12 protein-coding genes and 1 riboswitch are annotated in these 12,582 nt (G+C 73.1%); of the genes, 7 read left to right on the top strand and 5 right to left on the bottom strand.

Annotated elements, in window-relative coordinates; translation table 11 throughout:
* Positions 1-208: 208 nt before the first annotated feature.
* A complete protein-coding gene (locus tag E1193_RS23440) occupies positions 209-757 on the top strand; it encodes a hypothetical protein (RefSeq protein WP_132185343.1) in 549 nt (182 codons plus the stop codon).
* 17 nt (positions 758-774) lie between these two features.
* Positions 775-2,109 (top strand): hypothetical protein, encoded by a 1,335-nt coding sequence (locus tag E1193_RS23445; RefSeq protein ID WP_132185344.1) that lies wholly within the window; start codon positions 775-777, stop codon positions 2,107-2,109.
* 304 nt (positions 2,110-2,413) lie between these two features.
* On the opposite strand, the gene mycP is transcribed toward E1193_RS23445, so the two are convergent.
* Together mycP and E1193_RS23455 are read right to left on the bottom strand one after the other, a co-directional pair.
* Entirely contained in the window at positions 2,414-3,652 is a 1,239-nt protein-coding gene (gene mycP, locus E1193_RS23450; RefSeq protein ID WP_243707845.1) for a type VII secretion-associated serine protease mycosin, read from the bottom strand.
* 94 nt (positions 3,653-3,746) lie between these two features.
* The gene (locus E1193_RS23455; protein WP_132185345.1) at positions 3,747-4,070 is read right to left on the bottom strand and encodes a helix-turn-helix domain-containing protein; all 324 of its coding nucleotides are present in this window, start codon (positions 4,068-4,070) and stop codon (positions 3,747-3,749) included.
* 184 nt (positions 4,071-4,254) lie between these two features.
* Between E1193_RS23455 and E1193_RS23460 the strand changes: the two genes are divergently transcribed.
* The gene (locus E1193_RS23460) at positions 4,255-4,950 is read left to right on the top strand and encodes a carbonic anhydrase (protein ID WP_132185346.1); all 696 of its coding nucleotides are present in this window, start codon (positions 4,255-4,257) and stop codon (positions 4,948-4,950) included.
* Positions 4,951-5,011: 61 nt separating this feature from the next.
* Here the strand turns inward: E1193_RS23460 and E1193_RS23465 are convergent, their stop codons facing one another.
* Both E1193_RS23465 and E1193_RS23470 read right to left on the bottom strand, forming a co-directional pair.
* Positions 5,012-6,025 (bottom strand): hypothetical protein, encoded by a 1,014-nt coding sequence (locus E1193_RS23465; protein ID WP_132185347.1) that lies wholly within the window; start codon positions 6,023-6,025, stop codon positions 5,012-5,014.
* Between the two features lie 4 nt (positions 6,026-6,029).
* Positions 6,030-6,160: riboswitch (cyclic di-AMP (ydaO/yuaA leader) on the bottom strand.
* A 166-nt stretch (positions 6,161-6,326) separates the two neighbouring features.
* Positions 6,327-7,667 (bottom strand): YibE/F family protein, encoded by a 1,341-nt coding sequence (locus E1193_RS23470; RefSeq protein WP_132185348.1) that lies wholly within the window; start codon positions 7,665-7,667, stop codon positions 6,327-6,329.
* 211 nt (positions 7,668-7,878) lie between these two features.
* On the opposite strand from E1193_RS23470, the gene E1193_RS23475 reads away from it, so the two are divergent.
* Both E1193_RS23475 and E1193_RS23480 read left to right on the top strand, forming a co-directional pair.
* Complete coding sequence (locus tag E1193_RS23475; protein WP_132185349.1) at positions 7,879-9,957, top strand: copper-translocating P-type ATPase; 2,079 nt, start codon at positions 7,879-7,881, stop codon at positions 9,955-9,957.
* A 295-nt stretch (positions 9,958-10,252) separates the two neighbouring features.
* Entirely contained in the window at positions 10,253-10,891 is a 639-nt protein-coding gene (locus tag E1193_RS23480; RefSeq protein WP_243707846.1) for a DUF305 domain-containing protein, read from the top strand.
* 153 nt (positions 10,892-11,044) lie between these two features.
* On the opposite strand, the gene E1193_RS23485 is transcribed toward E1193_RS23480, so the two are convergent.
* On the bottom strand, positions 11,045-11,344 hold the full coding sequence (locus tag E1193_RS23485) for a metal-sensitive transcriptional regulator (protein WP_132185350.1): 300 nt from the start codon (positions 11,342-11,344) through the stop codon (positions 11,045-11,047).
* Between the two features lie 97 nt (positions 11,345-11,441).
* Here E1193_RS23485 and E1193_RS23490 point away from each other — a divergent pair, with 97 nt between their 5' ends.
* Positions 11,442-11,651, top strand: coding sequence for a copper ion binding protein (locus tag E1193_RS23490; protein ID WP_132185351.1), 210 nt, complete (start codon positions 11,442-11,444; stop codon positions 11,649-11,651).
* Positions 11,652-11,687: 36 nt separating this feature from the next.
* On the top strand, positions 11,688-12,582 hold an 895-nt coding region (locus E1193_RS23495), incomplete at its 3' end, for a hypothetical protein (RefSeq protein WP_132185352.1).

Below are 12,582 nucleotides of genomic sequence, written 5' to 3' on the forward strand. Positions count from 1 at the left end.
GGCCACCCCACCCGGCCCGCCGCCGGCCACGGTGCCGGGCGTGGCACAGCCCGGGGCCGCCTGGCCGCCGTCCGGCGTGGCGCCGCTCCATGGGGCGATGCCGCCGTCCGGCGTGATGCCTCCGCCGGGCGCAACGCCGCCACCGCCGCCGGGCCGGCGCGGCCACCACCAGTAAGCGGAAGAGTCTGTCGGGGACGGGGAGGAAGCGATGACGGACGACAGGACCGGCCAGCCGGACCAGCTCAAGATCGACACGCCGAACGTGCCGGTCGCGCCGACGATCACGCCGTTCGTCTACCTGGACGGCTACGAGATCGACAACGTCAACAAGGCGCACAAGCCGACGCACCTCACCCCGGCCCCGGGCGGTGCCGGGGCTACCACCGAGTGGGACGCCGCCAGCCTCGACGACGCCATCCGGTGGCTCAACGAGCACGCCGAGTTCCTCAACAGCCAGTCGTACCGGATGGAGGAAGACATCCGGCAGTGGATGCGCAACCCGTCCGGCGCGGGCGGTGTCGGCGGTGCGGACGGCAAGAGCCCGCTCGGCTCGTTCGAGCGGGCCAACGCGCTGGCGGGGCGGCACGCCGGCCTCTACGACAGCACCCAGACCGCGCTCCGCGGGCTCGCCGAGGATCTCTGGAACGCCGCGAAGGCGCTTCAGAAGGTCAAGGACGACTACGAGACCGCCGAGGGTGCCAACAAGATGACCGCCGACCAGATGGCGCAGGCCCTGGGCAACGGCACGGCTGGTTGAACCGGGGGAGATGAGCGATGCCGAGCTGGGAAGAGATGTGTCAGCAGATCGTCGTGGACGGCAGGCCCGGCGACGTCACCAGCGCCGCTCTCGGTTGGGAGCAGTTGCTGAAGAACCTGCGGACGGTGCAGGAGAACCTGGAGAAGAACGTCAAGGATCTCGGCGCGGCCTGGAAGGGGCCGGCGTACGAGTCGTTCAAAGGGCACGTCGAGGGCATCGCCAAGCGGACCGGCGGGGTGGTCGAGGACGCCGAGAAGCACGACGGCATCGTCCAGTCGCTGAAGCGGGCGGCCAATGACCTCACCACCGCCCAGCAGAACTTCCCCATTCCCGCGAGCTGCGTGAACGACGTTCTGGAGGCTCGCAACGCGAAGCTGACCATCGGCGTCGGCTTCTTCGAGATGAAGGTGAAGCCCGACTTCCTGGGCTGGGCCGACCCGATCAACGCCATGGCCGACTGGTTCAACGACAAGACCGAGGATGCCCAGCGGGTTTACCAGGATGTCAGCAGCGACTACCTGGCCGTCGAGGAGCGCACGCCCGGCGCGGTGCAGAACATCAACAGGACAGACCCGAACATGACGACGCCCGATCTGGACACCGGCGGGGGCGGTGGCGGCGCGGGGAGCGTCCCGGGCCTCGGCGGTGGCCCCTCCGCCGGCGGGCTCGGCGGCGGCCCGGGTATGGGCGGTGTCGGCCCGACTCCCGGCATCGGTTCCGGCGGCCCCGGCGTCGGGTCCGGCGCCCACCCGGATCTCTCCACCGGCACCGGCGGCTACGGCGGCGGTGGCTCCACCCCCGGTATCGGCACCCCCGGCGGCGGCAGCCTCGGTGACGAGTACGGCAGCGGCCTGGCCGGCGCCGGCGGCGGCACCCTGCCCAGCACCGGCTTCGGTGGTGGGGGCGGCGGCCTGCCCAGCAGCACCGGCCTCGGCTCGGGTGGCGGCCTCGGTGGCGGCGGTGGCCTGGGCGGCGGCGCGATCCCCGGTGGCGGCGCGCTCGGCAAGCCGGTCACCGCCGGCATGCCGCCGATGATGGGCGGTGCGGCCGGTGCCGGCGGTCGGGGCGCGGGTCGTGGTGCCGGTGGCCGGCTCGGCGGCATGAACGGCCTGGGCGCGATGGCCCCCGGTATGGGCGGCGCGGCTGGCCGGGGCGGTCCCGGTGCCGGAAAGGGCGCCGGGGCAGGGATCCGGGGCGCCACCGCGGGCGCGGGCCGGGGCGGCGTGGCCGGCATGGGTCCGGGCCAGGGCGCCGGGTACGGCGAGGAGGAGGCTCCGCGTACCAGTTGGCTGGAGGAGGACGAGGACGTCTGGGGCGCCGACGGCGACGCCGCCCCTGGCATTCTGCGCTGAGGCCGGACGGGTCGGGCAGACCGACGGTCTGCCCGACCCGCAGCGACGGGGCTTCCAATCTGGACTACCAGCACTGACTTCACCGCTCATGCCTGCCTGATCTCTCGTCTGAGGCCAGCAGTACCGCAGGAAGTACGGCGACCGTGCCCGCCGCACCCGACCGCGACGCACGCGAGCAGGCCGTGTGACCCCGTACCGGACCCAACTCGACCGACTCACGGATGTACTCAAGTGCTGTAGGGCGTGCGGTGTGCGCCATCGCGCGCCCGTCCGTGTCGTCGCCCGGACCAGTGCGCGCCGTGGGTCAAACGTCCGCGGGCTCGGTACGGCGTCCGGGCCGCCAGCCGCGCCGCCGACCGAGGGCCAGGACCGGCCGGGCGAGCAGCAGCGCCCCGGCGAGCAGCACGCTCACCCCGGCCGCCCAGAACGCCACGGTGCGCTGCCGGGCCAACGGGTCCTCCGCCGGGTCGGGCGAAGGCATCGCGCCGGGCGGCGGGGCGGGCCGGGTGCCGAGCAGGCTGGTCAGCGCACGGTACGGGTTGACCACTCCGTACCCGAGCTGCGGGTTGTGGCCCTCGGGCGGGTTGTCGGCCGTTCGGGTGAGCCGGTGCGCCACCTGCTGGGGGGTGAGGTCCGGGCGGGCGGAACGCAGCAGCGCGACCGCCCCGGACACGTACGCGGCGGCGAAGCTGGTGCCGCCCTCCGGTTCGGCGAGGTAGCCCTGCCCGCCTGGTGCCGGGCCCACGATGTCCAGCCCCGGCGCGGCGATGTCGACATAGTTGCCGCTGACCGAGCTGCCCACGTGACCGCCCTCCCGGTCGACCCCAGCGACGGCGATCACGCCCGGGTACGCGGCCGGGTACGCCGGCAGGTCCCGCTGGTCCTGTGCCCGGTTGCCGGCGGCGGCCACCACCACGACACCTGCGTCCAGCGCGTACCGGACGGCGTCGGCCAGGTCGGGATGATCGATGGTGACCAGGGACAGGTTGATCACCTCGACGTCCCGGTCGGCCGCCCACCTGATCGCCGCGGCGATCTGCCGGGGCAGGCCGGGGTCGCTGGTGCGCCGGGTGTCGGGCAGCACGCGTACCGGCAGGATCCGCGCGGCCGGCGCGATGCCGCTGTAGGCGCTGCCGGTGTCGTCCCGGCCGGCGATGATCCCGGCGACGATGGTGCCGTGCCCGGCCAGGTCGCACCGGCCCCGCGTCTGCGGCAGGCCGTTGAAGTCACGGCCTTCGCGGACCTGTCCCCTCAGGAGCGGATGGGTCGGTGAGACGCCGGAGTCGATCACCGCCACGGTGACCCCTTCGCCCCGGGTGATGCGCCAGGCGGACGCGGGGTCGAGCCGGCGCAACGCCCACGGCGTTTCGGCGGGCGCCGCTCCCCCGGCCGGGGCGGGGCATGAGGGCTCCGCCACGGCCGGGGCGGGCGGTACGACGAGTGTGGCGAGCAGCGTCACCGCCACCGCACCGAGGACCGTCCGGGTCGGACGCCCGGCGGTTCCGGTCACCACCGTCCCGCCCGGCCGGAAGCTGTCGCGCACGCGGTGAGACTACCGCCGTCGACGCGTGGGTGCGGTGACGGGCGGCGACGGGGCCGCCTTCGCTGGATCCAGGTCGCCGGCACGTGGCGTCCGGTCAGGCGTCCGCCGACTCGCTGGTGAAGAGAGCGAGCAGGTCGCCGACCTGGCGGTCCGACTCGGCCGGGTGGCGGAAGTGGCCGCTGGGATCGACGGTGTATTCGTTGCGTCGCCCGACGCGGGTGCGCCGCAGGTAGCCGCCGGCTTCGAGGTCGGCGACGATGGCCTGGGCGGCGCGTTCGGTGACGCCCACCTCGTCGGCCACGTCACGGAGCCGGGCGGTGGGGTTGCGGGCGATGGACAGCAGCACGTGCGCGTGGTTGGTGAGGAACGTCCAGTTCCGGGTGCTCCCGTTCTCCGCTGTCGTCGCCATACCCGTCATCGTATGGCCCGCCCGTCGGTTCTTCGGCCCTGGCCTTCCCGCCGCTGGCCGGCTTGACCAGGAATGCCAGAAGTCCATATCACGTAAATCTTGACGTACCTTCGGCTGCGTGTGACGGTGGGGCGAGGCCGCCTGCGTCGCCGGCCGGTGTCACCAGTGCCCCCACGTGAGCCGAGGTGAGGCAATGACCTTCAAGGATCCGACGCGGGCGCTCGCCGAGCTGCACGCCGGGAACCAGCGTTTCGTCACCGGCGCCCCGCGCCACCCCAACCAGAACGCCGCGCACCGGGCCGCCGTCGCCGGAGGGCAGCACCCCTTCGCGGTGATCGTCGGCTGCTCCGACTCCCGCCTCGCCGCCGAGATCATCTTCGATCGTGGCCTGGGCGACCTCTTCGTGGTCCGGACGGCCGGGCACACCCTCGGCCCTGAGGTGCTGGGCAGCGTGGAGTACGCGGTGACCGTCCTCGGCACCCCGCTGGTGGTGGTGCTCGGCCACGACTCCTGCGGAGCGGTGCAGGCCGCCCGGGAGGCAGCGCTGACCGGCGCGACGCCACCCGGGCACCTGGGTGCCGTGGTGGCCGGGGTGGCCCCCAGCCTCCGGCGGGCCGCCGCGACGGGCATCGAGGACCTCGACGGCATCGTGGACGTCCACATCGCCCAGACGGTGCAGACGCTGCTGGACAGTTCCGCCCCGCTGGCCGGTGAGGTGGCGGCCGGGCGGTGCAGGGTGGTCGGCATGTCGTACCGGCTGGCCGCCGGTGAGGTTCGCACGGTGGTCGCGACGCCGGCCGCCGCAGCCACCGTCCCGCCGTCCGGAGTCAGCCCCGAAGGTGGCACCGACCGGACCGACCACGACCGGGAGGCCGTCATCGCCGGCTGAACCCACGCGACACGAGGAGGGCGGTCCCCGGGTCGGGAACCGCCCTCCTCGTATGGCGTCGCTAGAGCATCGACATGTGCACGTGGTCGGTGTGGTCCGACGGCCCGCTGTAGGACTTCCATCCGGTCGCCGGGAACCAGATCTGCCGGTTCCAGATCACGTAGTAGATGCCGAGCCGGTCGGCGTTACGGACCAGGAACGCGGTGAGGTTGTTGCCGTACCTGCGGGTGTCGTCGTTGTGCCAGGGCGCGAAGCCCCGGTTCTGCAACGACCAGTCGCAGGCCCGCCCCTTCGGGTGCTCGAAGGGACCGCCGGGGCGGAAGCAGCCGGCGAACCGGTTGAAGCCGGCCCGGCGTACCTCTTTGTAGGCGTGCAGGGTGCGCGGGGTGATCGTGCCGGAGGTGGTCGGGTCGGCCTCGGTCTTCGACTCCGGCCTCCAGTCGCCGTCGGCCGTCCGGCCGGGACCGATCCGGGCCACCGGGGAGGTCGCGTCGACCAGCCCACCGGTGAAGCCGCGGCCGCCGACCAGGGCCAGGGCCTTCTCGGCTTCCCTGCTGTTACGGGCCATCTGGTTGGTCAGCTTGGTCTGCTCGCGCACCTCGGCGTCGAGGGCCAGCTTGTTCTGCTCGGCGCGGTCCTTGGCGGCGGTGACCTCGGCCAGCTTCTGCGCGTTGACCATGTTCAGCTCGTCGAGGGTGGCGGCCCGCTTGACGAACGAGTCGGGATCGCTGCTCTCCAGCAGCATCGCCACGGCGCCGATCCGGCCGGTCCGGTAGGACTGCGCGGCGATGGTGGTGACCTGCGGCCGCAGCGCCTCCAGCTCGTCCTCGGCACGCCTGACCTCCAACGCGAGCTGGAGCTGGCGCTTCTTCGACTTCTCCAGCTGTGCCTTCGCCTTGGTGTACTCGCGGTTGCGCAGCTCGATGACGTCGGTGAGCAGCGTGGGCTCCTCGCCCTCCTCGTGGCCCGAGGGGGTCGCGGGGGCGGCGTTCGCCGGGACCGGCCCGGCGAGGACGGCCAGCGCGGCCAGCACGGCCGCCACCGGTGTCCACCAGCGGCGTAGGGGTGCCGTCACAGTGTTCCCTTCCGTCGACCGCCGACCGGGTTAGCTGACGGGTTCGGGACGGAAGTGGTCCCTACCGCGGTCGCGGCTTCACCCCAGGTACCTGGTTCCCCGGCTCGCCGTGCGGCGATTGGGCGGTGGCACCGCAGGCGCCGGTGCGCGCCTTCGGCGGTGACCGGCAGCGAGGTTACCCGAGAGCTGTGCCGGTGAGCTACGTCCTGAACCCGACTAAATGCGTTAATTCGGCGTGGCGTTGCGTGAGGAGTGACGCGGTCGTCAGGTTCTGGGTCGTCCACGCTGACGCTGTGGAGTTTCACCATGCGGTGTCGGTGCTCCTTTCCGGTTCGGGCCACCGAGCGGGGGCCGGGGTGGACGGTCCGCCCGGTCGCGGGCCGCTCAACGCTTCCAGTGCGGCGTCCCGGTCGACCGAGGGGCGGGGTCTCGGTGCCGGGTCGTCGAGTGGCAGCGGGTCATCGGCCCGGCCGCGGCCGGCGGTGGTGACGAGCGCGGCCAGACCGGTGGTCAGGGGTACGGCGGCGATCAGCCCCAACGTCGCCACAGCGCTGCGGACGATCTCCTGGGTCAGGAACTCGCTGGTGAGGATCTGGCTCACCGGCCTGCTGTCGGCGGTGAGCAGGAGCAGCAGCGGCAGCGACGCACCGGCGTAGGCGAGCACGATGGTGTTCACCGTGGAGGCGATGTGCGCCCGGCCGACCCGGGTGGCGGACCGGTACAACTGCACCCGGGACAGCCCCGGGTTGGCGTTGGCCAGTTCGGTCACGGTGGCCGCCTGGGTGACCGTGACGTCGTCGAGCACGCCGAGCGATCCGATGATGATGCCGGCCAGCAGCAGTCCGTGCAGGTCCACGTCGCGCTGGTACATCGACAGCGTGGTGGCCTCCTCGTTGCCGAATCCGGTCAGGTGGGTGGCGGCGATGGCCAGGCTGCCGAGGATGCCGGTCAGCACCAGGCTGCCGAGGGTGCCGAGGACCGCCACCGACGTCTGCGCGGTGATCCCGTGGGTCAGGTACAGCACCACGAACATGATCAGCGCCGAGCCGGTGATCGCGATCAGCAGCGGCGAACCGCCGGCGGAGATGCCAGGCACGACGAAGGTGAGCAGGATCGCGAAGCTCGCGGCCAGCCCGGCGAGTGCCGCCACCCCACGCAGCCGCCCGAACGCGATGATCGCCGCCGCGAAGAGCACCGCCAGCCAGACCAGCGGCTTGCCCCGCTGGTGCTCGGCGATGTCGTAGCGGCTGACCGTCGGGTCGGCCGGGTCGGTCAGCTTGACCAGCATGATCTCGTCGCCCACGCCCACCTTCGGCGCCCCGGGGCCGGCCGGCACCGGCGTCTCCACCTGCTGCCCGGCGTCCGGCCCCTGCTCGACCCGGACGGTCACCGTGCCGCACGGCCCGTCCGCCTGCCCGGACGGGCTCTCCGGTATCTCCGGGCAGGGCTCGGTCACCACCCGCGTCACGGTGCCGTGGTAGCGCGGCGCCTCCTCGCCAGGGTTTCGCTCGGGTGTGTTCCGGGGCCAGAGCACCAGGGTGACGATCACCGTGACGACGAACAGTGGGACCACCGTCGCGACGAGGATCCGCCGCACCCGGGGCGGGGTGGACGGAGCGGGACGGGTGTGGTCGGCGCCCATTGCGAGTCTCCCAACGATCAGGGCGGAGTACGTGTCAGCCGGTCGGTCGGTTCACCCAACCACGGTGGCCACGATGGCTGCTCCCCCCGGCTGGTGGGCGGGGTGTGGCAGCGGTGAGCGCAGAGTCATCGTCGGAGATGGTAGCCAGGCAACCTGTCGACTCGCCCGGTTCGCGCCGTCCTGGGCGGTCGGAGGCGGCATCTTTGGAGACATGAGCCACCATTCCGGAGCCGGTGCCGGCCGAGACGCCGGGCACGACAAGCACGCCGGGCACGACAAGCACGCCGGGCACGACAAGCACGCCGGGCACGACCCGGAGATGTTTCGCCGCCGCTTCCAGGTCTGTCTGGCGCTCACCGTCCCGGTGGTGGTCACCAGCGACATGGTGATGGACTGGTTCGGCTACTCGCTGGAGTTCCCGGGGTGGTCCCTGGTCGGGCCAGTGCTCGGCTCGGTGGTCTTCTGGTGGGGTGGCTGGCCGTTCCTGGTCGGTGCCGTGCGGGAGGTACGCGACCGAGCCCCCGGAATGATGCTGTTGGTCGCGATGGCGATCAGCGTCGCGTACGCCGCCTCGCTCACCACCAGCCTCGGCGCGTTCGACCTGGACTTCTGGTGGGAGCTGGCCGCGCTGGTCACGATCATGCTGCTGGGCCACTGGCAGGAGATGAAGGCGATCGGCCAGGCCCGGGGGGCGCTCGCCGCGTTGGCCGAGCTCCTTCCGGACGACGCCGAGCGGGTCGGCGCGGACGGCGCCGTCGTCCGGGTGCCGATCGCCGAACTGGGCGTCGGGGACGTGGTGCTGGTCCGGCCCGGCGGCCGGGTGCCGGCCGACGGGCGGATCGTCGAGGGTGCCGCCGAGCTGGACGAGTCGATGGTGACCGGGGAGTCCCGGCCGGTCACCCGGGAGCCGGGGGACCGGGTGGTGGCCGGCACGGTGGCGACGGACTCGGCGGTCCGGATCCGCGTCGAGGCCGTCGGCGATGAGACCACCCTGGCCGGGGTTCGACGACTGGTCGCACAGGCCCAGCAGTCCGGCGGGCGGGCCCAGGTGCTCGCCGACCGGTTCGCGGCCCTGCTGTTCTACGTCGCCACCGGTGGCGCCGTGCTGACCGCGGTGGCCTGGACCGCGCTCGGCGACCGGGACGAGGCCGTGGTGCGTAGCGTCACGGTGCTGGTGATCGCCTGCCCGCACGCGCTGGGACTGGCCATCCCGCTGGTGGTAGCGCTCTCCACCGGGCTCGCCGCTCGTTCCGGGGTGCTGGTCCGGGACCGGCTGGCGCTGGAGCGGATGCGTACCGTTGACGCGGTGCTGTTCGACAAGACGGGCACGCTGACCCGGGGCCGGCACGTGGTCACCGGCGTCGCCGCCGCCCCGGGGATCAGCGAGGACGAGGTGCTGCGGCTCGCCGCCGGGGTCGAGGCCGACAGCGAGCACCCGCTGGCCCGGGCGATCGTGGCGGCTGCCGCCGATCGCGGCGGCCCGATCGCGGCCAGCGGCTTTCGGTCGCTGCCGGGCCGGGGCGCCCAGGCGGAGATCGACGGTACGTCGTACGCGGTCGGCGGCCCCGCCCTGCTGCGCGAACGGGGACTGGCGCTTCCCGACGAGTTGACCCCGCAGGCCCGGGGCTGGGCGGGGCGCGGGACGGCCGTGCTGCACCTGGTCCGCCTGCCGGACACCGTACTCGGTCTGCTCGCTCTCGCCGACGAGGTGCGCCCCGAGGCGCGGGAGGCGATCACCGCGCTGCGCGCCGAGGGGGTGCGAACCATCGCGATGATCACCGGTGACGCCCGAACGGTGGCCGAGGCGGTCGCCGCCGACCTGGGGTTCCGTGCCGGTGTGGACGAGGTCTTCGCCGAGGTGTTGCCAGCCGACAAGGACGGGACCGTGACCGCGTTGCAGCGTCGGGGCCTGCGGGTGGCCATGGTCGGTGACGGGGTCAACGACGCGCCGGCGCTGGCCCGGGCGGACGTGGGCATCGCGATCGGGGCCGGCACCGACGTGGCCATCGAGTCGGCCGGGGTGGTACTGGCCTCCTCCGACCCGCGCGGCGTGGCCGGGGTGCTCCGGCTCTCCCGCTCGACGTACCGGAAGATGCTCCAGAACCTGGCCTGGGCGGCCGGCTACAACGTGGTGGCGCTGCCGTTGGCGGCCGGGGTGCTGGCCGGGGTCGGGGTGACACTCAGCCCGGCCCTCGCCGCGGTGTTGATGTCGGCCTCCACGATCGTGGTGGCGCTCAACGCGCAGCTGTTGCGGCGGGTTCGCCTCTCCACGGGTGGCGGGTTCGGTTAGTTTTGTCGGGTGCGGACGGCGACGGCGGCGACCACGGGCCGGTGGGCCCGGCTGCTGCTGCTCGCCGCCACCCTGCTCGGCCTGGCTCGGCGCGCTCACGGTGGCGGTGCCGCTGTGGGGCCGGAACCGCACCGGAGCCGCCGCCCGCCGTCCCGACGTGGCCGCGTGCGCCCCCGGGCCGGCCCGTCGGGCTCCGGCTCGTCACGGTGTCGGTGCTGCGCAGGTAGGAGGCCCCGGCGCGGGTAGCCCGCGTTCCCGGTCCGCTGCGTCGTTTCCACACCGAAAGGTTCACATCGTGTTCATCCCCAGAATCGCGCGTCGTGCCGCCCTGGCCGGCGTGACCGTCACCGCCGCCGCCGCCCTCGTCGCCTGCGGCAGCGACGGCGACCACCAGGCCGGCTCCGGCCACCAGACGCCCGCCACGGGCAGCGGCTCGGCGGACACGTCCGCCGCTGCCGAGTTCGGCGACGCCGACGTGATGTTCGCCCAGATGATGATTCCGCACCACCAGCAGGCGGTGCAGATGTCCGACCTGGCCGCGAGCCGCGCCCAGGACGCCGAGGTCAAGCGGCTCGCGGCGCAGATCAAGGCTGCCCAGGCTCCGGAGATCGCCACCATGACGGCCTGGCTCACCGCCTGGGGCCGGCCGGTGCCGTCCGGCAGCCCGTCCGGCGGGCACGGGTCCGGAGACGACCACGGCATGCCCGGCATGATGTCCGACGTCGATATGACCGAGCTGGCCGCCGCGTCCGGCGTGGAGTTCGACCGGAAGTTCGTCACCATGATGATCGAGCACCACGAGGGCGCGATCACCATGGCCGAGGACGAGATCGCCAAGGGGGCGAACGCCGAGGTCAAGGCGCTGGCTCAGCAGATCCGCACCAGCCAGCGGGCCGAAATCGACATCATGAAGAAGATCCTCGCTCGGCTCTGACCCCTGCCGCCGAGGGGCGGGGCTGCCAGCCCACCGCCCCGGCCCTCGGCCAGCGCCGGCCCCTCCGAGCTGATGATCACGTCAGCGGCGGTGTGGATCTCCGTGTGCCGCCATCCCCATGGCCAAGGGCCACGGGGGTGGGTGGGGCTGCGGTCAGCCGCGCTTCATCAGGCGCCCCACGGCGGCCATCATCTCGCCGGCCATCTCGTCGGCGCGGCCCTCGGCGGCGCCCTCCCGCATGCAGTGTCGGGCGTGCCCGTCGAGGAGGCCGAGAGCGACCTTGTCCAGTGCGGCCTGGATGGCGGAGATCTGGGTCAGCACGTCAATGCAGTAGCGGTCCTCGTCGACCATCCGCTCAATGCCACGAACCTGGCCCTCGACGCGGCGCAGCCGCGCGAGCAGTTGATCCTTGCTGGCGGTGTAGCCCCGGGTCGGGGTGCTCGGTGTGGTCATGACCGCCAGGATAGCTAACCCCCCAGGGGTATGCTACGGTCGCTGGGCGAGCTACCCCCCGGGGGTATAGCATCGGCGTCAGGAGAGGAGAGCTGCCATGGTCACCACCACATACCAGGTGCAGGGGATGACCTGCGGGCACTGCGTCAACTCGGTCAGCACTGAGGTGGGCGCGATCCCGGGCGTCACCGACGTCCAGGTCGACCTGGCCGCAGGCCGGGTCACCGTCACCAGCGAGAGCCCGCTGGACACCGAGTCCGTGCGCGCCGCGGTCGACGAGGCCGGATACGACCTCGTCGAGGCATGAGCCGGTTCGCCAACCGCTGAGAACCGAGGTGACACGATGAACACGGCGACGAAACTGAGCGGCTTCGCCCTCGGCCTCGCGGCGGTGTTCGGCACGGCGTACGGGGCCGGCCACCTGGCCGGCCCCGCACCGGCCGCCGACACGCGCCACGAATCCACCGACACCCGACACTCCGACGACCCCCACGACGGCGGCGACCAGGTCGCCGCCACCCACCTCCCGGGCGGCCTGCTCGTCTCCGACCGGGGCTACACCCTGCAACCCGTGGTCGCCCCGGCCGGGCAGTTCGCCTTCCGGATCACCGGCCCCGACGGCGCCCCCGTCACCCGGTACGACGTGGCCCACGACAAGCGCATGCACCTCATCGTCGCCCGGCGCGACCTGTCCGGGTTCCGCCACGTCCACCCCGAACTGGACTCCGACGGCACCTGGCGGGTCGACTCGCCGCTGGGCGGGCCCGGCGTCTGGCGGGCCTTCGCCGACTTCACCCCGTCGGGCGGCGAGCCGCTCACCCTCGGGGTCGACGTGACCGTGCCCGGCACGCTGGATCACCGGCCGCTGCCCGCGCCGGCGACCAGCACCACGGTCGACGGTTACACCGTCACGCTCACCGGTACGCCGCAACCCGGGCAGACCAGCCAGCTGACCCTCACCGTCAGCCGGGGCGGGCAGCCGGTCACCGACCTGGAGCCCTACCTCGGGGCGTACGGGCATCTGGTGGCGCTGCGCCAGGGCGACCTGGCATATCTGCACGTGCACCCGGAGGGCGTACCCGGGGACGGGCGAACGCCGGCCGGCCCGGCGGTGAGCTTCGCCGCCGAGGTGCCCTCCACCGGAACGTACCGGCTCTACCTGGACTTCCAGCACGACGGCGCGGTGCACACCGCCGAGTTCACGGTGGTGACGGGCGACGACGCCCCCGCCCCGACCC

Origin of the sequence: Micromonospora sp. KC606 (assembly GCF_004348675.1) — a bacterium.
Lineage (GTDB): Bacteria > Actinomycetota > Actinomycetes > Mycobacteriales > Micromonosporaceae > Micromonospora.